This window comes from Cohnella rhizosphaerae, from assembly GCF_029525575.1.
GTDB lineage: Bacteria > Bacillota > Bacilli > Paenibacillales > Paenibacillaceae > Cohnella > Cohnella rhizosphaerae.
Window position 1 is genome coordinate 643,751 of the sequence record NZ_JAPDIA010000008.1, and the last position, 21,274, is coordinate 665,024.

The 21,274-nt window shown below is 61.1% G+C and carries 19 protein-coding genes and 2 pseudogenes; all 21 read left to right on the forward strand.

The features are described from left to right. The first annotated feature begins 33 nt into the window (after positions 1-33). The 21 genes and pseudogenes from OMP40_RS26390 (at position 34) to OMP40_RS26485 (ending at position 21,158) form a co-directional block, all read left to right on the forward strand. On the forward strand, positions 34-1,074 hold the full coding sequence (locus tag OMP40_RS26390) for an aspartate-semialdehyde dehydrogenase (RefSeq protein WP_277535816.1): 1,041 nt from the start codon (positions 34-36) through the stop codon (positions 1,072-1,074). A 125-nt stretch (positions 1,075-1,199) separates the two neighbouring features. Next, positions 1,200-2,419, forward strand: a pseudogene (gene dapG, locus OMP40_RS26395) (aspartate kinase). 55 nt (positions 2,420-2,474) lie between these two features. Then, entirely contained in the window at positions 2,475-3,350 is an 876-nt protein-coding gene (gene dapA, locus OMP40_RS26400) for a 4-hydroxy-tetrahydrodipicolinate synthase (protein WP_277535817.1), read from the forward strand. Between the two features lie 238 nt (positions 3,351-3,588). Continuing rightward, positions 3,589-5,268 carry a ribonuclease J gene (locus OMP40_RS26405; RefSeq protein WP_277535819.1) on the forward strand — a complete coding sequence of 560 codons (1,680 nt, stop codon included), beginning with the start codon at positions 3,589-3,591 and terminating at the stop codon, positions 5,266-5,268. Positions 5,269-5,480: 212 nt separating this feature from the next. Further along, a pseudogene (locus tag OMP40_RS26410) lies at positions 5,481-6,234 on the forward strand (ClpP family protease). A 14-nt stretch (positions 6,235-6,248) separates the two neighbouring features. Next, the gene (locus OMP40_RS42320) at positions 6,249-6,503 is read left to right on the forward strand and encodes a YlzJ-like family protein (RefSeq protein WP_420872083.1); all 255 of its coding nucleotides are present in this window, start codon (positions 6,249-6,251) and stop codon (positions 6,501-6,503) included. A gap of 77 nt (positions 6,504-6,580) precedes the next feature. Further along, the gene (locus tag OMP40_RS26415; RefSeq protein WP_277535823.1) at positions 6,581-9,289 is read left to right on the forward strand and encodes an FtsK/SpoIIIE family DNA translocase; all 2,709 of its coding nucleotides are present in this window, start codon (positions 6,581-6,583) and stop codon (positions 9,287-9,289) included. A 133-nt stretch (positions 9,290-9,422) separates the two neighbouring features. Then, positions 9,423-10,220, forward strand: a complete 798-nt coding sequence (gene sleB, locus OMP40_RS26420; RefSeq protein ID WP_277538040.1) for a spore cortex-lytic enzyme — start codon at positions 9,423-9,425, stop codon at positions 10,218-10,220. Positions 10,221-10,309: 89 nt separating this feature from the next. Continuing rightward, on the forward strand, positions 10,310-11,608 hold the full coding sequence (gene yfmF, locus OMP40_RS26425) for an EF-P 5-aminopentanol modification-associated protein YfmF (RefSeq protein WP_277535825.1): 1,299 nt from the start codon (positions 10,310-10,312) through the stop codon (positions 11,606-11,608). Further along, complete coding sequence (gene yfmH, locus OMP40_RS26430; RefSeq protein WP_277535826.1) at positions 11,595-12,881, forward strand: EF-P 5-aminopentanol modification-associated protein YfmH; 1,287 nt, start codon at positions 11,595-11,597, stop codon at positions 12,879-12,881. The genes yfmF and yfmH overlap by 14 nt, the downstream gene beginning before the upstream one ends. A 2-nt stretch (positions 12,882-12,883) precedes the next feature. After that, complete coding sequence (gene ymfI / locus OMP40_RS26435; RefSeq protein WP_277535828.1) at positions 12,884-13,651, forward strand: elongation factor P 5-aminopentanone reductase; 768 nt, start codon at positions 12,884-12,886, stop codon at positions 13,649-13,651. A gap of 81 nt (positions 13,652-13,732) precedes the next feature. After that, positions 13,733-13,984 carry a DUF3243 domain-containing protein gene (locus tag OMP40_RS26440; RefSeq protein ID WP_090115780.1) on the forward strand — a complete coding sequence of 84 codons (252 nt, stop codon included), beginning with the start codon at positions 13,733-13,735 and terminating at the stop codon, positions 13,982-13,984. A 201-nt stretch (positions 13,985-14,185) separates the two neighbouring features. Next, complete coding sequence (locus OMP40_RS26445; protein ID WP_277535829.1) at positions 14,186-14,956, forward strand: DUF3388 domain-containing protein; 771 nt, start codon at positions 14,186-14,188, stop codon at positions 14,954-14,956. 60 nt (positions 14,957-15,016) lie between these two features. After that, positions 15,017-15,889 carry a helix-turn-helix domain-containing protein gene (locus OMP40_RS26450; RefSeq protein WP_277535831.1) on the forward strand — a complete coding sequence of 291 codons (873 nt, stop codon included), beginning with the start codon at positions 15,017-15,019 and terminating at the stop codon, positions 15,887-15,889. Positions 15,890-15,973: 84 nt separating this feature from the next. After that, entirely contained in the window at positions 15,974-16,135 is a 162-nt protein-coding gene (locus OMP40_RS26455; protein ID WP_277535832.1) for a hypothetical protein, read from the forward strand. A gap of 148 nt (positions 16,136-16,283) precedes the next feature. Beyond that, on the forward strand, positions 16,284-16,775 hold the full coding sequence (locus tag OMP40_RS26460; RefSeq protein WP_277535834.1) for a YajQ family cyclic di-GMP-binding protein: 492 nt from the start codon (positions 16,284-16,286) through the stop codon (positions 16,773-16,775). 189 nt (positions 16,776-16,964) lie between these two features. Next, positions 16,965-17,582: a CDP-diacylglycerol--glycerol-3-phosphate 3-phosphatidyltransferase gene (gene pgsA / locus OMP40_RS26465; RefSeq protein ID WP_277535835.1), complete on the forward strand. Its 618-nt coding sequence runs from the start codon at positions 16,965-16,967 to the stop codon at positions 17,580-17,582. After that, positions 17,579-18,832 (forward strand): competence/damage-inducible protein A, encoded by a 1,254-nt coding sequence (locus OMP40_RS26470; RefSeq protein ID WP_277535836.1) that lies wholly within the window; start codon positions 17,579-17,581, stop codon positions 18,830-18,832. Before pgsA ends, OMP40_RS26470 begins: the two co-directional genes overlap by 4 nt. A gap of 301 nt (positions 18,833-19,133) precedes the next feature. Then, positions 19,134-20,192, forward strand: coding sequence for a recombinase RecA (gene recA, locus OMP40_RS26475; RefSeq protein ID WP_277535837.1), 1,059 nt, complete (start codon positions 19,134-19,136; stop codon positions 20,190-20,192). 98 nt (positions 20,193-20,290) lie between these two features. After that, positions 20,291-20,767: a regulatory protein RecX gene (locus tag OMP40_RS26480; protein ID WP_277535838.1), complete on the forward strand. Its 477-nt coding sequence runs from the start codon at positions 20,291-20,293 to the stop codon at positions 20,765-20,767. Positions 20,768-20,801: 34 nt separating this feature from the next. Continuing rightward, a complete protein-coding gene (locus OMP40_RS26485) occupies positions 20,802-21,158 on the forward strand; it encodes a regulatory protein RecX (protein ID WP_420872044.1) in 357 nt (118 codons plus the stop codon). Positions 21,159-21,274 lie beyond the last annotated feature (116 nt).

A 21,274-nucleotide genomic window follows, 5' to 3' on the forward strand; every position in this document is an offset into this window, starting at 1 on the left:
TTGTCGCTTGATTAGAGGGGGAGAGTCATCATCATGTCTACGCCTACGTTGTTTAACGTCGCCGTCGTGGGAGCCACCGGCGCCGTTGGGGAACAGATCTTGAAGCAGCTCGCAGCGCGCAACTTCCCGATCAAGGAACTGAAGCTTCTGTCTTCGGCGCGCTCCGCCGGAACGAAGATCGAATTCAAAGGCCAGACCTATACGGTCGAAGAAGCGACGCCCGACAGCTTCAAGGGCGTCGAGATCGCGCTGTTCAGCGCCGGCGGCGACGTCTCCAAGGCGCTCATCCCGCATGCGATCGAGCGCGGGGCCGTCTGCATCGACAATACGAACGCCTATCGCATGGATCCCGGGACGCCGCTGGTCGTGCCGGAGGTCAACATCGATAAGGTCGCCGAGCACAAGGGCGTCATCGCGAATCCGAACTGCTCGACGATTCAGATGGTGGCGGCGCTCAAGCCGCTGTACGACCGCTTCGGCATCTCGCGTATCATCGTATCGACGTACCAGGCCGTTTCCGGCGCCGGCGCGCGCGCGATCGACGAGATGCTGCGCCAGTCGAAGGAAGTGCTTGCCGGAGGCGATCCGAAGCCGGATATCCTGCCGGTCGGCTCGCTGCCTGTCAAGCATCAGATCGCGTTTAACGCGATCCCGCAGATCGACAAGTTCCAGGACAACGGCTTCACGCTCGAAGAGATGAAGATGATCCGGGAAACGAAAAAGATCATGGGCGACGAGACGCTCGAAGTGACCGCGACTTGCGTACGCATACCGGTCGTATACGGCCATTCCGAATCCGTATACGTCGAGCTGAAGCAGGATTTCGACGTCGCCGAAGTGAAGACCTTGCTCGCAGGCGCGCCCGGCCTCGTTTTGCAGGACGATCCGGACAGTCAGCTTTATCCGCTGGCGACCGACGCGGCGGGCAAAAACGAAGTGTTCGTCGGGCGCGTCCGGCGCGACCTGTCCAACCCGCGCGCGCTGAATATGTGGATCGTTTCCGACAATCTGCTCAAGGGCGCCGCCTGGAACGCCGTTCAGATCGCCGAACACATCGCAGCCTCTCGCGCATAAATCGCCAGCCCCAGCCCTTCCCGAAGCCGGGGAGGGCTGACTGACGGATGCAGCTTCATTCCCTCTCCGAGCGGCGCCACAGACACCGCGGTTCCGACATTATTGAGGCGAGGAAGGATGCATGGATGGTTACGGTACAAAAGTTCGGAGGGACGTCGCTGTCCGACGCTAACGCTCGGGCGCACGTCCTCCGTCATATTCGGCGGGAATACGAGGCCGGCGCGGGCCTTGTGGTCGTCGTGTCGGCAATGGGACGCCGGGGCGATCCGTACGCGACGGATACGCTGCTCGAGTGGGCCGGCGCGAACGGAGCCGGACTGGGCGAACGGGAGAAGGACTTGCTGATGAGCTGCGGAGAGTTAATCTCCGCAGCTACTTTATGCAGCCTGCTAAACGCCAATGATCTGCCGAGCGTCGTCCTTACCGGTGCCCAAGCGGGCATCGTCACCGACGGCAAGTTCGGCGCCGCGCGCATCGTCGAGGTGAAGACCGAGCGCATCCTCGCCTGCCTTGCGCAAGGCAAGATCGTCGTCGTGACGGGCTTTCAAGGCGCCACGGCCGACGGCGAGATCACGACGCTCGGACGCGGCGGCAGCGATACGTCGGCTACCGCGCTCGGCGCCGCGCTCCAAGCCGACGTGGTCGATATTTACACGGACGTGGACGGCATACTGACGGCCGATCCGCGCGTCGTGTCGGAAGCGCGGCAGCTGGCGGTCGTCAGTTACGACGAGATTTGCAACATGGCGCACAACGGAGCCAAGGTCATCCATCCGAGAGCCGTCGAGATCGCGATGAAGGCCGGCATTCCGGTGCGCGTCCGCTCCACCTTTTCGGACGGGGGAGGGGACGCTCGTCACGCATGCCAACGCGGCGGAAGGCCATATCGGCTGGAGCGATCGCGCGGTGACGGGGCTCGCGCATGTGCGAGGCGTCACGCAGATCTCGATCTCGGCCGAGGGCGCCTCGCTTAATCCGCAGCTTGAGGTGTTCCGGTCGATGGCGAAAAACGGGATCAGCGTCGACTTCATCAACGTGATGCCTGCCGGCGTTTTATACACGGTGACGGACCGGGATGCGCCGCTCGCGCTGCGGCTGCTCGCGGAGATGGGATTCGAGCCGCGCGTGCGCGGTGGCTGCGCGAAGGTGTCGGTCATCGGGGGGAGGCATGAACGGGGAGCCGGGGGTCATGGCGAAGATCGTGGAGGCGCTTGCCGAGCGTCAGATCCCGATCTTGCAATCCGCGGACTCCAATACGACGATATGGGTGCTCGTGCGCGAGGAGGATATGGCGGCTGCGTTAACCGCGCTCCATTCCGCTTTTGCCTTGCATGCGGTATCATGAAGTTTATGACGAATGTGCGCCAAGGATCGGCTTATAGACGAAGGAGGATACGGGTATGGATTTCGGCCGCCTGATTACGGCGATGGTGACGCCGTTTAACGAGCAATTGCAGATTGATTGGGAAGCGACCGGTCGGCTGATCGACGAGCTGATCGAGGTACAGAAGTCGGATAGCCTGGTCGTATCGGGCACGACCGGCGAATCGCCCACCTTAACCGAAGAAGAGAAGCTGGAGCTATTCCGGTTCTCGGTGCGCCGCGCGGCCGGTCGTGCCAAGATCATCGCCGGCACCGGCAGCAACGATACGGCCCATTCCATCCATCTGAGCAAGCTCGCCGAAGAAGCGGGCGTCGACGGCCTGCTGCTCGTCGCTCCTTATTACAACAAGCCGAATCAAGAAGGCTTGTACTTGCATTTCAAGGCCATCGCCGAAGCGACGAAGCTGCCCGTTATTCTTTACAATGTGCCGGGACGCACCGTCGTCAGCTTGTCGACCGCGACGACGCTGAGACTTGCGCAACTTCCGAACGTGGTGGCGACCAAGGAATGCGTGTCCGTCGAGCAAATTACCGAGTTGGTCGCAGAAGCGCCCGATGGCTTTGTCGTATACAGCGGGGACGACGGCATTACGCTTCCGACGCTGGCCGTCGGCGGCTACGGCATCATTAGCGTGGCGAGCCATGTCGTCGGCGCGGAGATGAAGCAACTGATCGATACGTTCCTCGCGGGAAGCATACACGAGGCGGCGCAGCTCAATGCCAAGCTGTATCCCGTATTCAAAGGTCTGTTCCAGTGTCCGCATCCCGTGCCGAATCCGGTCGCGGTCAAGCATGCCCTCACCGTCAAGGGACTGAACGTCGGCGGCGTCCGATTGCCGCTCGCTCCCGCTTCGGCCGACGAACAAGCTTTTATCGAGGCCTTATTTAACTAAGGCGTCAGGCCGCTGGGCGGACGCCTGTTCCATAACTTTTCGAGCGACCGATGCCTCCGGCATCGGTTTTGCGTTAAATGGAGAAATTAATCGTATTCGGCCGTATTCGTTAGCCTGACTTGTACGAGTGGATTGGCATCATGTATAATGAGGGGGGAGTGAATGGGTGCGGCCAAAATTTGCAACTTGACAATTCCATAGATCGGGATCGTCGAATTATCGTAGGAGGTACTCAGACTTGTCCAAGAAAAACAGCACAGACAAATTATTGATTTACGCGCTTGGCGGCGTCGGCGAGATCGGGAAAAATATGTATGTCGTTCAGTATGGGAACGACATCGTCGTCGTCGACGCAGGCTTGAAATTTCCGGAAGAAGAGATGCTCGGCATCGACGTCGTCATCCCGGACATTACCCACCTGCTGGACAATCGCGAGAAGGTTCGCGGCATCCTCGTCACGCACGGACACGAGGACCACATCGGCGGGCTTCCTTACGTTTTGAAGCAGCTGAACGTGCCGATCTACGCCACGCGTCTGACGACCGGCCTGATCGAAAACAAGCTGAAGGAAGCGGGATTGCTCGGCGATACGAAGCGCATCCTGATCACCGCGGATTCGGAAGTGCAGATGGGCGCGATCAAGGCGTCCTTCTTCCGCACGAACCACAGTATTCCGGATTCGGTCGGCGTTTGCCTCGAGACGCCGGAAGGCGTCGTCGTGCATACGGGCGACTTCAAGTTCGACCATACGCCGGTCAACGATCAGTACGCCGACCTGCAGCGGATGGCCGAGATCGGCAAGCGCGGCGTGCTCGCGCTGCTGTCGGACAGCACCAACGCGGAGCGCCCCGGATTCACGCCGTCGGAGAGCAACATCGGCAAGGAATTCGAGGAGATCTTCCGCCGGGCGAAGCAGCGCGTCGTCGTCGCCACGTTCGCGTCGAACGTTCATCGGGTACAGCAGGTCATTAATGCGGCCGCCGAGACGCGCCGCAAGATGGCCGTCGTGGGCCGCAGCATGGTGAACGTCGTGACGATCGCTTCGGAGATGGGGTATCTGGACGTTCCCGAGGGCATGATCATCGAGCCCGAAGAAGTAAACAAGCTGCCGGCCGACCGCGTCGTCATCCTGTCGACGGGCAGCCAGGGCGAGCCGATGTCCGCGCTGTCGCGCATGGCGCGCTCGACGCACCGCAAAGTAGACATCCTTGCGGGCGACACCGTCATTATTTCGGCGACGCCTATTCCGGGCAACGAGAAATATGTCGGCCGTACGGTCGACGAGCTTATGCGTCTGGGCGCGCACGTCATTTACGGACCCGGTTCCGTGTCCGGCGTGCACGTATCGGGTCACGGCAGCCAGGAAGAGCTGAAGCTCATGCTGAACCTGATTCGTCCGCAGTACTTTATTCCGATCCACGGCGAATACCGGATGCTTCGTCATCATGCCAACCTCGGCGAGTCCGTCGGCATCGACCGCGAAAATATTTTCCTGTGCGACATCGGCGACGTCGTCGAATTCCAGAACGGCACCGCGCGCAAGGCTGGCAAGATTCCGTCCGGCAACGTACTGATCGACGGACTTGGCGTCGGCGACGTCGGGAACATCGTGCTTCGCGACCGCAAGCTGCTCTCCCAGGACGGCATTCTGGTCGTCGTCGTCACGCTGTCCAAGCAGGACGGCACGATCCTGTCCGGCCCGGACATCATCTCTCGCGGCTTCGTGTACGTGCGCGAATCCGAAGGCCTGCTCGAAGAAGCCAATCGGATCGTGACGGGCACGCTGCACAAGCTGATGAGCGACAACGTCAACGAGTGGGCTTCGCTGAAGACCAACGTGAAGGACGCGCTCGGGCGTTTCCTGTACGAGCAAACGAGAAGAAGACCGATGATCCTGCCGATCATCATGGAAGTATAAACGGAAAACCTAGCAACCCGCACACTCAAACCAAAGGCCGCTTCCCCCGGATAAGTCCGGGCAGGCGGCTTTTTTTGGCGCTGCGCCTCCCGCTCGCCGAGCGCCGCGAAATCGCATAATGCGCGTCATTGCGCCCATACTATGTCGAACCGCCGTCGCCTGCGCCTACCGCAGCGCGGCGCAACCGCAGGATTGGGGAAGGAAGTGGCAACTTGACGAACAACGAAACGCCTCGCGTGTCGGAGCAGCCCGCGACGCCGGACGAAGCGCGCAAAGGCTCGGTCGCGGCGGACAATATCGTCCAGCTCGGCACGGCGAGCGTGCCGCAGGCCGAGTCGAACGTGTTTTGCCTGACGATCATCGGCCAGGTCGAAGGACATATGATGCTGCCGCCGCAAAATAAGACGACCAAGTACGAGCACGTTATCCCGCAGTTGGTGGCCGCAGAACAGAGTCCGAAGGTCGAAGGTTTGCTGATCGTGCTCAACACGGTCGGCGGCGACGTCGAGGCGGGCCTTGCGATCGCGGAGATGATCTCGTCGCTGTCGAAGCCGAAGGTGGCGGTCGTGCTCGGCGGCGGGCACTCGATCGGCGTGCCGATCGCTGTAGCGGCCGATTATACGCTGATCGCCGAAAGCGCGACGATGACGATTCATCCGATCCGAATGAACGGTCTCGTCATCGGCGTTCCTCAGACGTTCGAATATTTGGACAAAATGCAGGAGCGGGTCGTTCGCTTCGTCACGAGGCATAGCAGAGTCGGGGAGACGAAGTTCAAGGAATTGATGTTCAAGACGGGCGAGCTTGCCCGCGACATCGGGACGACGGTCGTCGGGCCGGACGCGGTGTCGTACGGACTGATCGACGCGATCGGGGGGAATCGGCGAGGCGCTGCGCGAGCTCAACCGGCGAATCGCCGAGCGCAAGTTGGCGTTCGCCGCGCCGCAAGGGGGCGAGGTGCAATGACGCTGTATACGCCGATGCCGATGGAGCTCGTGCTCGAAGGGTGGAGCGACGGACAGGCGCCGATGATCGAGGTGGAACTCGGTTCGCTTCGCATGCTGCTGACCCCGGTCGCCCCTGGCGTCGGGAAGCTCGTCCGTCTTGTCTCGGCGCCGCTCGATGCGTATCTGATGCCGTCCCTCGAGCCCGGCAAGCTGATTTGCTTCGGCTCGGTTTCGTCGAACCCGGTACCGGGAACGCCGTCGATCGGCGACGGGGAACGGGGACTTTAGACCGCCTGACGGCCGATCCTGGGCTCATGCGACGCTTCGGTAAACTATGGTATAATGGGTGACCGGAGGTGGCGGAGTTGGCCAAGCGCAAACGAAAAAAAGATACGCTGGGCGCAAGCCTCAAATACGAGATCTACGGCATATTGCTGATTACGATATCCGTCATCGCGATGTACGGCGAAGCCGCAGGCGGGCGTTCGCTATCCAAGCTGTTCGGCTATTTGCTGGGCAAATTTTATTTTCTGCTTCCGATCGCCGGCATCTGGCTCGGACTGCATGTCATGATCCGCAGAGCCTGGCCGCGAGGCTGGACGATCCGCCGAAGCGGCTTCGTCATGGTCTGCTGCGGTTTGACGCTGCTCAGTTCCATGAGCTTCGTCGATTCGCGTCTCGGCCCGCTCGAGGCGATTCGGCCCTCGGCGATTTTCAGCCAGACGACGCACCAGCTGTACGAGCAGCTGTGGAATGCGCCGATCGAAAACGAAGCCCGGATCACCGGAAAAGATATTGGCGGCGGACTGCTCGGCGCGATGCAATATTCGATATTTTACTGGCTGTTCGGCTATTACGGCGCGAAGTTCGTGTTGATCGTCGAGTTCGTGATCGCCTTCATGCTGCTGACGAACCGTTCCTACGTCGACATGATGAAAGGGATTCGCACGTTCGGCAAGCGCCTGCTGCCCTTGCTCGCGCAGCGGTTGTCCGGCGGACGCAAGCTGGCCAAGGCGAAGGCGGTGCCGGTCAAGCCAAGGGCGAAGAAAGGACAGGTCGCCGCGGCGATGGCGGGGATCGACGACGACGATTTTCAGGACGAACCCGTCGCACGGAACGCGGATGCGAAGAAGCCTTATTTCTTCCAACTGTTTCACGGCAAGCCCGGGGGACCGGAGGCTGCGGAGCCTGACGATCTGGACGGCGAACCCGCCCTGTATCCGTCCGCTCCCGCGGTCAACATCGCGGCCCGTCCGGAGGGGCGCGGCAAGAGCCGGAAGAAGGAAGCGGAGCCCGCGTTCGTGCCGATGGAAGAGCCTGTCGCGCCGGCCGTTCAAGCCCCCTACATAGAACCCGAAGACGATCCGGAGCGGACGTTCGCCGAGCCTGACCCAGGTCCGCGTTTCCACGATTTCGCCGATCAAGTACCTTCGTTCGGCGATGCCGACGAGTCGGCCTGGACCCAATCCGAGCTGGAGCTGGACGATCCGGCCGGCGTCGGTCACGAGATCGATGCGGCGGTACTGCCGGATACGGCGGCAGGCGAAGCCGTTCCCGTACAAGCTGCCGCGCCGGGTTCGGGACCGGACGGTTCGATCGCGGACGACGCGACGGCGACCGCCGCTGCGGCTCCCGTCAAGCCCAAGCGGGTGTACCGCATGCCGCCGATACATCTGCTCGGCAAGCCGCAAGGCGGCGGCAAGGGAGGCGCGGGGGACGGCGGCCGCGAGGTCGCGCGCAAGCTGGAGGCGACGCTCGAGAGCTTCGGCGTGCGCGCGAAGGTGCTCGACGTGGCCCGCGGACCCGCCGTCACGCGCTACGAGCTGCAGCCGGACGTCGGCGTCAAGGTCAGCCGGATCGTCAGCCTGACCGACGACATCGCCCTGGCGCTCGCGGCGAAGGATATTCGCATGGAAGCGCCGATCCCCGGCAAGTCGGCGATCGGCATCGAGGTGCCGAACAACGAGGTCAGCGTCGTGACGCTGCGCGAAGTGCTCGAGACGCCGACCTTCCAGGAGGCGCCGAGCAAGCTGACGATCGCCTTCGGCAGAGATATCTCCGGTCAGCCGATCGTCGGCAACCTCGCCCGCATGCCTCATATGCTCGTCGCGGGCGCAACGGGCTCGGGGAAGTCCGTATGCATCAACGGGATCATCACGAGTTTGCTGTACAAAGCCAAGCCCGACGAAGTGAAGTTTCTGATGATCGATCCCAAGATGGTCGAGCTTAACGTTTACAACGGCATTCCGCATCTGCTGGCGCCCGTCGTCACGGATCCGCGGCGCGCTTCGCTCGCGCTGAAGAAGATCGTCGTCGAAATGGAAAAGCGCTATGAAAAGTTTTCCAAATCCGGGACGAGAAACATCGAAGGCTACAACAATTTGATGCTGAGCGGGGACAATCCGGATGGCGTGCTGCCTTATATCGTCGTCATCGTGGACGAGCTCGCGGACCTGATGATGGTGGCGGCCGGCGACGTCGAAGACGCGATCTGCCGTCTCGCGCAGATGGCGCGGGCGGCCGGCATCCACCTGATCATCGCGACGCAGCGTCCTTCGGTCGACGTCATTACCGGCGTCATCAAGGCGAATATTCCGAGCCGGATCGCGTTCGGCGTCTCCTCGCAAGTGGACTCGCGCACGATCCTCGACATGGTCGGCGCGGAGAAGCTGCTCGGTCGGGGCGACATGCTCTTTCTGCCGATGGGCGCCTCGAAGCCGATCCGCGTGCAGGGCGCGTTCCTGTCGGACAACGAGGTCGAGTCCGTCGTCGCTTATGCGCGCGGCCAGGCCGAAGCGGAGTACAACGAAGAGCTCGTTCCCGAGATCGAGGAGTCGGACGATGCCGCGGACAACGAGCAGCTCGACGAGCTGTTCGATCAGGCGGTCGGCATCGTGCTCGAGGCCAAGCAGGCTTCGGTTTCGCTGCTGCAGCGCCGCATGCGCATCGGCTACACGCGCGCGGCGCGCCTGATCGACTCGATGGAGGCGAGGGGCGTCGTCGGTCCGTACGAAGGCAGCAAGCCCAGAGAGGTGCTCGTCACGCTCGAACAATTCCAACAGCGCTCTTCCTGATTCGTCGGGAGGGCGTTTTTTTTGTCCATGAATAGCCATCCATGACCTTCCTCATACTATCCTCAAGCATGCCCGCGGCCCACCAGGGCTGCGCGCACGAACGACGATTAAGGAGAGGAAGGCGTGAATGAAAATGCGCTATCGTTTGGTTATTTTGACCGTGTGCCTGGTCTGCTGCCTGTTCGGGCTTTATACGCTGAACCGGCTCGACAAGCCGCACGCGGCGCGCGAGGTGTTCAGCAGTGCCGTCATCAAAAGCGGCGCATCGGGCAAGGACGTTTACGAGCTCCAGGGCAGACTTAAATACTTAGGCTACTTTAGCGGTAAAGTGGACGGCAATTTCGGGTCGGCCACGCTGAATTCGGTCAAGTGGTTCCAATGGAAGTTCGGGATGAAGGCGGACGGCGTCGTGGGCGGCAAGACGAAGCTGAAGTTGTGGGAAGCGACGAAGGATTGGAAGCCCACCGCTGCCGATCTCGGCAAGGAGACCGGATCGGGACAAAACGCCGGCGGCGGTAACGGAGGCGGCGGCGGATCGAACGAGGCCAACCTGCCCGCGTCGAACGATATGGGACTGTCGGCCAACGACTTGAAGCTGATGGCCAACGCCGTATACGGCGAATCGCGCGGCGAGCCTTACGAAGGGCAGGTTGCCGTGGCGGCGGTTATCTTGAACCGCGTTCGCGCTTCGGAGTTCCCCAACACCGTATCGGGCGTCATTTTCCAGCCGGGCGCCTTCACCGCGGTGGCGGACGGCCAGATCTATCTGACCCCCAACGAGACGGCCGCCAAAGCCGTCAAGGACGCGCTGTCCGGCTGGGATCCGACGGACGGCTGCCTGTATTATTTCAATCCGAAGACGGCGACTTCGAAGTGGATCTGGTCGAGGCCGCAGTACAAGACGATCGGGCAGCATATTTTTTGCAACTGATCTTTTTTTCTGCCGCGCCTTATTTGCTTCGGGCTTGACCATGCGCTAGAATGGGCTTGAATCCAGAATCAGGGAAGGGATCTGAGGCCTTGCAGACTGAAGTGTTCCAGCGCGGCGCAGTCGGCCGGATGCGCATCCACGTATTGCCGACCACCCGGTTCAAGACCTTTTCACTGTCGCTGTTCGCCGGCGTTCCGCTGAGCGAATCGACCGTCACGCCGGTCGCGCTCGCGCCGTTCGTGCTTCGCCGCGGCACCCGGTCCTACCCGGAGACGATCCAGTTCCGCGAGCGCCTCGACGAGTTATACGGCGCCGGCTTCGGCTTCGATATTTACAAACGGGGCGACTATCAGATCGTTCAATTCCGCCTTGATATCATTAACGACGCATTCGTGTCCTCGAGCCAGTCGCTGTTGGAAGAGGCGCTGCGTTTCCTCGGCGAGGCGTTGACGGAGCCGGCCCTGGAGGGCGGCGCCTTTAACGCCAAGTACGTCGAATCGGAAAAAACGACCGTACTAAAACGGATCGAGTCCATTATCAACGATAAAATCCGCTATGCGGCGGAGCGCTGCCTCGAGGAGATGTGCAGAAACGAGCCTTACAGGCTGCTCGCGCTCGGCCGCAAGGAAGAGCTGCCGCAGATCACGCCCGCAACGTTATACGAGAGCTACCGACGATGGCTGGACGAAGCGGTGTTCGACCTGTACGTGTCCGGCGATACGTCGCTCGAACAAGTGGCCGCATGGGCCGGGCAGTACTTCAAGCTTCCGGACGGTCAGCCGGGCGGCTATCGCGCCGCCGAGATCAAGCCCGCTTCCGAGGCGCCGCGGACGATCGTCGAACGGCTGGACGTGGGCCAAGGCAAGCTTAACCTCGGATTGCGGACCGGGATTGCCTATTCCGACGACCGCTACCCGGATTTGCTCGTATACAACGGCGTATTGGGCGCTTTCCCGCATTCCAAGCTTTTTATCCACGTTCGGGAAAAAGCCAGTCTCGCTTATTACGCCTCTTCCCGTCTCGACGGCCACAAAGGCTTGCTCACGATCCAGTCGGGCATCGAGATCGCGAATTACGAACGCGCGCTTGACATTATCCGCGAGCAGCTCGACCAGATGCGGGCGGGCAACATCGAGGAGCAGGAGCTTTCCAAGACGAAGGCGATGCTCGTCAATCAGCTGCGCGAGATTCAGGACTCGGCATTCGAGCGCATTGCGTTCGACTTTAACGGCGTCGTATCGGGCAAGCAGCGGAGCGCGGACGAACTGATCGCGGCGATCGCGTCCGTGACGGCGGAAAGCGCCGCCGCGGTAGCCGGGGGCGTCGGACTGGATACGATCTACTTCCTGCGCGACCTGAAGGAGGAGGCGGCCCATGTCCAAGCTTGATTATCCGAAGCTGCAGGAGACGCTCTACCGCGAGATACTGGACAACGGTCTCGAGGTATTCGTACTGCCGAAGCCCGGCTTTACGAAGACGTACGCGACCTTTACGACCAGATACGGCTCGGTGGACAATCATTTCCGCCCCGAAGGGCAGGAGGCGCGCGCGGTACCGGACGGCATCGCCCATTTCCTCGAGCACAAAATGTTCGAAGAGCCCGAAGGCGACGTCTTTTCCCGCTTCGCCGAACAGGGTGCTTCCGCCAACGCTTTCACGAGCTTCGACCGGACGTCGTATTTGTTTTCGACGGCGGGCGATCCGCTCGCGAGCCTGGATACGCTGCTCGATTTCGTGCAGAATCCGTATTTTACGGACGAGAACGTGGAAAAAGAAAAAGGCATTATCGTCCAGGAAATCAACATGTACAAGGACAATGCGGATTGGCGCGTCTACTTCGGCTTGATCGAAGCGCTGTACGAGAAGCATCCCGTGAATATCGACATCGCAGGCACGGAAGCGTCCGTTCGTTCGATCACGAAGGAGCAGCTTTACGATTGCTACCGGACGTTTTATCATCCTTCCAACATGACGCTGTTCGTCGTTGGGGGGATCGAACCGGAGGCGACGCTCGAACGGGTCAGGCGCAATCAGGCGCGCAAAACGTTTGCCCCCGGCGGCCAAATCGAGCGTCTGTTCGAAGCCGAACCGTCCGGCGCGCGCGAAAAGCGCCGCGTCGTCAAACTGCCGGTATCGCTTCCCAAGTGCATGATCGGCTTCAAGGAATCCGGCCCGTTCCCCGACGGGGAGGCGGGCATCCGCAGAGAGCTCGCGGCCAAGCTGATGCTCGACGTGCTGATCGGCTCGAGCTCGCCGGTTTACCAGCGACTTTATGACGACAATCTCATCTCGGACAGCTTCGGACACGAGTACAACACGGGCCCGGGCTACGCGTTTACGGTCATCGGCGGGGATACGCGGGATCCCGACGAATTGTTGAAGCGCGTCGCGGCGGCGATCGACGAAGCGATCAAGAACGGTCTCCCGCAAGCGTCGTTCGAGCGCACGCGGGCGAAAAAGATCGGCGCCTATTTGCGAATGTTGAACAGTCCCGAAGCGATCGCCGGCGAATTTACCCGCTACCGCTTCAAGGGCGGAGATCTGTTCGACGTCGTGCGTTTGTACGAGAGCATCACGCTGGACGAGGTTCATGATCGGCTTCGTCTGCTGGGCGACGACGGCAGCAGATCGGTCTGCATCGTCCGATCGGACGCCGAGTGACGTTGGCGGAGCATGAGGCAAGCGCCCGCCGCGCGCCCTGCTGCGCGCTTGTCACCGGCGCTTCCCGGGGCATCGGGGCGGCGGTCGCGCGCAGGCTAGCCAGAGACGGCGCCGGCTTGATCGTGCATTACCACAGTTCGCGTGACCGCGCCGAAGCGGTGGCTGCCGAGTGTCTGGCGCTCGGCGCCCCGTTCGCGCAGGTGGCGTCCGCCGACGTTCGGTCGAGCGCCGATATCCAGGCGCTCAAGGAATCGCTTGAGCAAGCCGGCCGCATGCCCGATATTTTGGTGCATGCGGCAGGGACGGCGCACTACGGGCTGCTGGAGGATCTGGAGGAAGAGGCGTGGGACGACATTCAGCATGTCCACCTCAAAGCCGCTTACGGACTGGCCAAGCGCTTCGGGCCGACGATGTCATGGCGACGGAGCGGCCGGATCGTGCACGTCAGCAGCGTGTGGGGCGTCGTCGGCGCCGCCGGCGAAGCCGCGTATTCCGCGGCCAAAGGCGGCTTGAACGGCTTGACCAAGGCGCTGGCGAGGGAGCTGGCCTTTGCCGGCGTCACGGTCAATGCCGTAGCGCCGGGCCTCGTCGAGACGGACATGCTGGCGGAGCTTGCGCTTTCGGAGCTCGCGGAGCTTCGCGCGGAGGTGCCGATGAAGCGGTTCGCGGACCCGGACGAGGTGGCGGAGCTCGTGCGCTTTTTGACGCTTGGAGACGCCGGTTATATTACGGGCCAGGTCATCGGCCTTACCGGCGGATGGCGAATGTAGCGGCAGGGCGAGCCGAATAATGCGCGGCGTCCGGGGACATCCTATCCATGCATTGATCTCACCCATCAAGGAGGATGTCGGATGTCTACCGTGCTGAGCAACTTTGAGTCCTGGAAAAAATTCCTGGGCGACCGGATCGAGGCCGCGAAGGACTTGGGGATCGGCGAAGACGCGATTGCCAAGCTCGCGTACGAGATCGGCGAATTCCTCGACAACAAGGTCGACCCGAAAAACGAAGAACAGCGCGTCCTGAAGGAGCTTTGGGACGTCGGCGACGAGTCCGAACGCAAGACGATGGCCGCGCTTATGGTCAAGCTCGCCAAGCATAGCTAAGCTGGACGACGGACAAGAAGGAAGGCTCTGCCGATCGGTGGCGGAGTCTTCTTTGTTTCTATTCGGACTTGCGCGGACCTGCCGGCTCCGAGCGGCGTGGTTTACCGTATAGGACTTTAGTAGGAATCTTATGCTGACTTTTGCAGGAGCGGGTCCACCGTTGTAGAATGAAGTTTGAAGGAAACGGCGACGAGGTGTCTAATGAATACGAAACAGTGGTATATGGAATATAAGATACATAAAAACCGTCCGGGTTTGCTCGGAGATATCGCGTCTCTGCTCGGCATGCTCGAAGTGAACATCCTGACCATCAACGGTGTCGAAGACCGGACGCGGGGCATGCTGCTGCAGACCGACGACGACGAAAAAATCGAGCTGCTCGGCAAAATGCTGGCCAAGGTCGAAAATATATCGATCGTGACGCTTCGTCCGCCGCGGCTGACGGATATTCTGGCCGTGCGCCACGGAAGATATATCGAACGGGATTCCGACGATCGCAAGACGTTCCGTTTTACGCGCGACGAGCTTGGCCTGCTGGTCGACTTTCTCGGAGAGCTGTTCAAGCAGGATGGGAACCAGACGATCGGGCTGCGCGGCATGCCGCGCGTGGGCAAGACCGAATCGATCATCGCCGGCAGCGTCTGCGCGAACAAGCGCTGGGCGTTCGTATCCTCGACGCTGCTGCGGCAGACGGTGCGCAGCCAGCTGTCCGAGGAGGAGATGAATCCGCACAACGTGTTCATCATCGACGGCATCGTGAGCACGATCCGCTCCAACGACAAGCATTACGGCTTGCTGCAGGACATCATGGCGATGCCTTCGACGAAGGTGATCGAGCATCCCGACATTTTCGTCCGCGAATCGAGCTTCGACTACGACGTCTTCGATTGCATCATCGAGCTGCGCAATACGCCCGACGAGGAGATTACGTACGAGAACTTTACGACCGCGGGCCTCGACGGCGGTTTTTGACGAATTCGATTTTAACGGCTTGGAGCAGATTCTTACGGAAACGGCAGGGAGGTGAAGTGTGTGTCAGATCTGGGATTGCTGCTTCGCAAAGCGAGGGAGCAGCGGGGGTACACCCTCGACGACATCCAGGAAATTACGAAAATACGCAAACGCTACCTTGAAGCCATCGAGTCGGGCGATTATAAAGTGCTTCCCGGATCGTTTTACGTTCGCGCCTTTGTCAAGACCTATGCCGAGACGGTAGGGCTTGACGCCGAAGAGGTACTTCGCCTTTATCACAAGGAATTGCCGAAGGCGCAGGCGCCGGAAGCCGGTTCGCCGGAGCCTTCTTATATACAGCCCAAGAGCCGCAGGGTCCAGCACAACGACCGGATCGGCAAAGTGGTCGTCACTTCGCTCATGTGGCTGTTCCCGATCTTGATCGCCGTCGTCATCTACGTCTATTACGCGAACAATAAGACGGAGACGAACAAGCCGCCGGCGTCGTCGCCGCCGTCGATTACGACGGAGACGGCTTTGCCGTCCTCCGCCGGGGCGCCGACGCCGACGCCTACCGCGACGCCTACGCCGACGCCTACGCCGCCGCAGACGACCGTGACGTTCCGCGAGAAAAAGAACAGCCGTTATTATTTCGACGTCTCTCCGGCGGGGACGCACCAGTTGAAGATTACGTTCCCCGGCGGGAAGAGCTGGGTCGGCGTGAACGAGAACAACTCGTCCGGCAAGTCGCTTTACGGGAAAACGCCCGAGCAAAGCGAGATTTTGACGTTCGAGCTCGGCGAGACGCCGCTGTACGTGAACCTGGGCTTCGCCAAAGGCGCGCAGATCGAGATCGACGGCATCGCCGTCGACGACGAGGACGTTCCGGGCCGCAGAAGATTCATTTTCACGGTGGTCGGCGATGCGGGACCATCGGCGACCCCGACGCCTTGACAGACGATGACGGCGAATATTCGCAACCCCGAAGAGACAGGCTAGTGTAAGCAACGGATACGCTAGCGTGGAGGTGGGGGGCGAATGGCAGTCAGTTGGATCGTGGCCGCGATCGGCGTCGTTGTCGGCCTGCTGGGCTGGGTGATGACGCCGAGCGCCTGGGGTTACGGCATTCTGGGCTTCGGGCTGGCGTGGATCGTACTCGGCGTGCTCGATTTGTTTCGGGAGCCGGCCCGCGGCAGATAGCCGAACCGGGAAGGAGAATGAGCGCGAAAAAGCACTCATTCTTTTTTTTTGCGGCGGCGGCAATCGCGCCTGGCCCCGTCGTCTTGGAAACCCCGGCGCATATCGTTTATAATGTACACAATCGATGAAAGGGAAAGGAAGACTACATATGGCATCCGAATATTCGTTCGACATCGTCTCCAAGGTTGATCTCCAAGAAGTGAACAACGCGGTACAGCAGGCGGTAAAGGAAATCGAGACCCGGTTCGACTTCAAGGGAAGCAAAAGCAGCATCGCGCTCGAAGGCGAGGCGCTGACCGTCGCTTCGGACGACGAATATCGGCTCAAAAGCGTCATCGACATTTTGCAGAGCAAGCTGATCAAGCGCGGCGTGCCGATTCGCAATCTGGATTACGGCAAGATCGAGCCCGCGTCCGGCAGCACCGTTCGCCAGCATATCAAGCTCAAGCAGGGCGTCGATCAGGAAAACGCGAAAAAAATCAATATTCTGATTCGGGATTCCAAACTGAAGGTAAAAAGCCAGATCCAGGGCGATCAGCTTCGCGTGACGGGCAAGAGCAAGGACGATCTGCAGGCGGTCATGTCGCTTCTGACGGGCGCGGACTTGCCGCTCGAGCTTCAATTCACGAATTACCGTTGAGCGTCCGCTTGCGATTCGACCGTTTTTGACACTGCGGCGAGCCTTCATTTATACTGACATGAACATTTAATCTGGCGAAAAACCTGGGGGGAAGTCATTCATGGTAGAGACAGTCCGCGGACAATGGCTCCGCAACCCGCACCCCGCCGCGCAAGCGCGCGGCCGGCATGACGATGGGGAGGTGTCCGCATGAATCTGGCGAATCGCATCACGCTCGTCCGCATCTTCCTCGTGCCGATCATGACCTTTTTCCTGCTGATCAAGCTGGACGTGTCTCCGCTTACCTTCGGCGATTATTCGATTTCCTACAACCAGGTGTTCGCGCTGCTCCTTTTCATCATCGCGGCGAGCACCGACGGTCTCGACGGATATATCGCCCGCAAGCACAAGATCGTCACGAACCTCGGCAAGCTGCTCGACCCGCTCGCGGACAAGCTGCTCGTGGCGGCCGTCCTGATCTCGCTCGTCGAGATGGGCAAGCTGGATGCCTGGGTCGCCATCGTCATCATCAGCCGCGAATGGGCGGTCACCGGCCTTCGGCAGGTCGCCCTGCTCGAAGGCGCCGTGCTTGCCGCCAGCAAGTGGGGCAAATGGAAAACGGCGATTCAAATCGCGATGATCATCGTGCTGCTGCTGAACAACTTTCCGTTCATTTACGTGCACTTTCCGCTCGATACGATCGCCGTCTGGGCCGCAGCGGCTATTACCGTCTACTCGGGCGTCGATTACTTCGTTAAAAACAAAAATTTGATCCCGCTGTCCGATCCACCGGGCGGCGACGGCAAGGGGGCGCGTCCGGGCGCATGAGAGCGGAGATTATCGCGGTCGGCACGGAACTATTGCTCGGTCAGATCGTCAATACGAACGCGCAGTTTTTGTCGCAGCGACTTGCGGAGCTCGGGATCGACGTTTATTTTCAAACGGTCGTCGGGGACAATGAAGGACGTCTGAGACAGGCGATCGCTGTCGCGGAGTCGCGGGCCGATCTCGTTCTTTTTACCGGCGGTCTGGGCCCGACGATGGATGACCTTACGCGCGATGCGCTGGCCGCCCATCTTGACGTCGGCATCGAGATGCACGAGCCGACGCTGGCCAAGATCGAAGCGATGTTCGCGGGCAGGGAGCCTTCGCTCATCGCGATCAACCGCCGCCAGGCGATGCTCGTGGAGGGAGCGTCGCCGCTGCGCAACGACGCGGGTCTCGCCGTCGGCAGCGCGCTCGCGGCCGGCGGCACGCATTATATGCTGCTGCCGGGCCCGCCGCGCGAGATGAAGCCGATGTTCCTGAACGACGGCACCGCCTGGCTGAAGGAAAAGCTCGGCGAGGCGGCATCGCTTCACTCGGTTATGCTTCGCTTCTGCGGAATCGGCGAGTCCGCGCTCGAAGAGCTCTTCAAGGACCTGATCGAGGCGCAGCGCGATCCGACGCTCGCGACGTACGCCAAGGAAGGCGAGGTCGCGCTTCGCGTGTCGACGAAGGCGTTGACCGCCGAAGAGGCGCAAGCGAGGCTGGCGCCGACCCTTCAGGAGATTCGCAGACGCGGCGAGCGGTACCTATACGCCGAGCGCGACGTGGCGCTGGAGGCCGAGGTTATCCGACTGCTCGCGGAGCAGCGGCGGACGATCTCCTGCGCGGAGAGCTGCACGGGCGGCCTGATCGCGACGCTGCTGACGACGGTGCCGGGCAGTGCGGACGCTTTCCTCGGCGGCGTCGTCAGCTACAGCAATCCCGTGAAGCGGGATCTGCTCGGGGTCGACGAGGCGCTGCTCGAAGGCGACGGGGCGCCGGGCGCGGTCAGCGAGGAGACGGCGAAGGCGATGGCGGAGGGGGTCCGTCAGGCGACCGACACGGATCTGGCCTTGTCGGTGACCGGCGTGGCCGGTCCCGCTTCCTCCGAAGGCAAGCCGGTCGGCCTCGTCTTCATCGGAATCGCCGAGCGGGGCAAGCCGGTTCGCGCGGAGAAGCTCCAGCTGCAGGGCGACCGCGAAGGCATCCGGATTCGGGCCGCGAAGCGAGCGCTTTACATGGCTTGGCTGCGGTTGACCGGCAAGGATTGATCGGTTGCATCGCGCGCTTTGCGCGAGATGGCCGTCGCGTGGCCGCTGGCGGGTTTCGCGATTCCGGGGGAATTTATCTATCGATCGGCAGTCTTTAATAAAATCGCATCGCGCGCAAATGCTTGCGCCAATAGTCGAATTATGATAGATTTAATAGGAAAGTTGCGGAAGAACCGTAGCGAAGAATACTTTGCTACGGTTCTTTTTTTGGAAGTTTTTCGAACAAATGTTCGCAAAATGCTTGGCAAACGGTTCGTAAAAAGTTATAATATAACTATCAAAGGATAAGGATGTGGGTGTGTTGTCCGATCGTCGCGCCGCATTAGAGATGGCATTGCGCCAGATTGAAAAGCAATTCGGCAAGGGTTCTATCATGAAGCTGGGAGAGCAAGCCAACCTCCAAGTCGAGACCTACTCCAGCGGAGCGCTGGCTTTGGATATCGCCCTCGGGATCGGCGGATTCCCGCGGGGCCGGATTATTGAAGTATACGGACCGGAGTCCTCCGGTAAGACGACCGTCGCCCTGCATGCGATCGCCGAGGTGCAAAGGTCCGGCGGACAAGCCGCCTTTATCGACGCCGAGCATGCGCTCGATCCGATGTATGCGCGGAACCTGGGCGTCAACATCGACGAGCTGCTGCTGAGCCAGCCGGATACCGGCGAACAGGCGCTGGAGATCGCGGAAGCGCTCGTGCGCAGCGGCGCTGTCGATATCGTGGTCGTAGACTCGGTGGCGGCGCTCGTGCCGAAGGCGGAGATCGAAGGCGACATGGGCGACTCGTTCGTCGGCCTGCAGGCCCGTTTGATGTCGCAGGCGATGCGCAAGCTGTCCGGCGCCATCAGCAAGTCGAAGTCGATCGCGATCTTCATCAACCAGCTTCGCGAGAAGGTCGGCGTCATGTTCGGCAATCCCGAGACGACGCCCGGCGGCCGCGCGCTCAAGTTCTACGCCAGCGTGCGTCTGGACGTGCGCCGGATCGAATCGATCAAGCAGGGCAACGATATCGTGGGCAACCGGACGCGCATTAAGGTCGTGAAGAACAAGGTCGCTCCGCCGTTCAAGCAAGCCGAGGTCGACATCATGTACGGCGAAGGCATTTCGCGCGAAGGCAGCATCATCGACATCGGCGTCGAGCTCGATATCGTGCAGAAGAGCGGCGCTTGGTTCTCCTTCAATGGCGAACGCCTGGGTCAGGGACGGGAAAATTCCAAGCAGTTCCTGAAGGATCATGCGGAGCTTTGCGGGCAGATCGAGCGGCAAATTCGCGAGGCCACACTGAACGAAGTGGCCGTGGCGGCCCGTACGAACGCCGCGCAGGACGAAGAAGACGAGGAAGAGCCTGACTTCGAAAACGAATAAGCGTTACAGCTTGAGGGCGTCCGCAGCCGCGGATGCCCTTTTGAACATAGGCGGCTCAAACGCGCCGCCGCATACGCAGGCTGGGAGGTTGACCGGCGATGGTCAGAAAAAAAGGAAAACCGAATCCGGCGGACGGTGTCGTCGATATCTCCGACGAACGGGAGTGGGAGCGTTCGCGCACGCGGCGCGCGGCTTCGCCGAAACGTCCTTTAAAAGAAGAGACGAACAGCGATGAAGCGCCGGCTGCGTCTTCGGGTTCCGCATCCGCCGTTATCGTGGCGGTGGAGGCGGATGCGAAGCGGCCTGCCATGTACAAGCTTGCGATCGCGGTAGAGGGTCAGGCGGAGCAGGCGCTGATCAGCGTCCACGAGGACACGCTTGTCGCTTGGCGGCTTCTGAAGGACCGGCGCCTGTCGCCGGAAGAATGGGAGATGCTCCGCAAAGAGCAGGAAAAGGAAGAGGCGTACCGCTCGGCGCTTTATATGCTCGATTTTAAAGCCCGCACGCAAGCGGAGCTCCGGCGGGGGGCTGGCCCGCAAAGGCTATGCGGCCGAGGCGATCGAAGGCTGCCTTGAGCGCCTGGCGAGACAAGGATACGTCAATGACGCCATGTTCGCGCAGCGATTTGCCGAGCAGCGCGTGTCCGGGCAAAAGAAAGGGAGCCGACTGGTCCGTCAGGAGCTGATGCAGCGCGGCGTCGACAAGCGCGAGATCGACGAAGCGATCAAGGGAATCGACGAAGATGCGGAGCGAAGCGCCGCGCTGGCGCTTGCCCTGAAGCGCTGGCCTTCCGTAAAAGGGAAGAGCGAACGGGAGCGGCAGATGAAGCTGATGAACATCCTGCTGCGAAGAGGATTTCCCGGCGCGGCGGCTCGCGAAGCCGTGCGCAAAGCGTCCGAAGCGGCAGCCGACGCGGAGGAGTGGGATGCGCCGGAGGAGCCGTACGAAGAGGACGGGCTGGATTAAGGCGTTCAAGCGGGCTGCTCCGGCCTGCCTCGCCGCCTGCCGCCTGTGCCGCCTGCCGAGCCGACGGAGACGCTTTCGTCGGGCGCTACCGAATCTGAGGACGAGCGAGAAGAGCG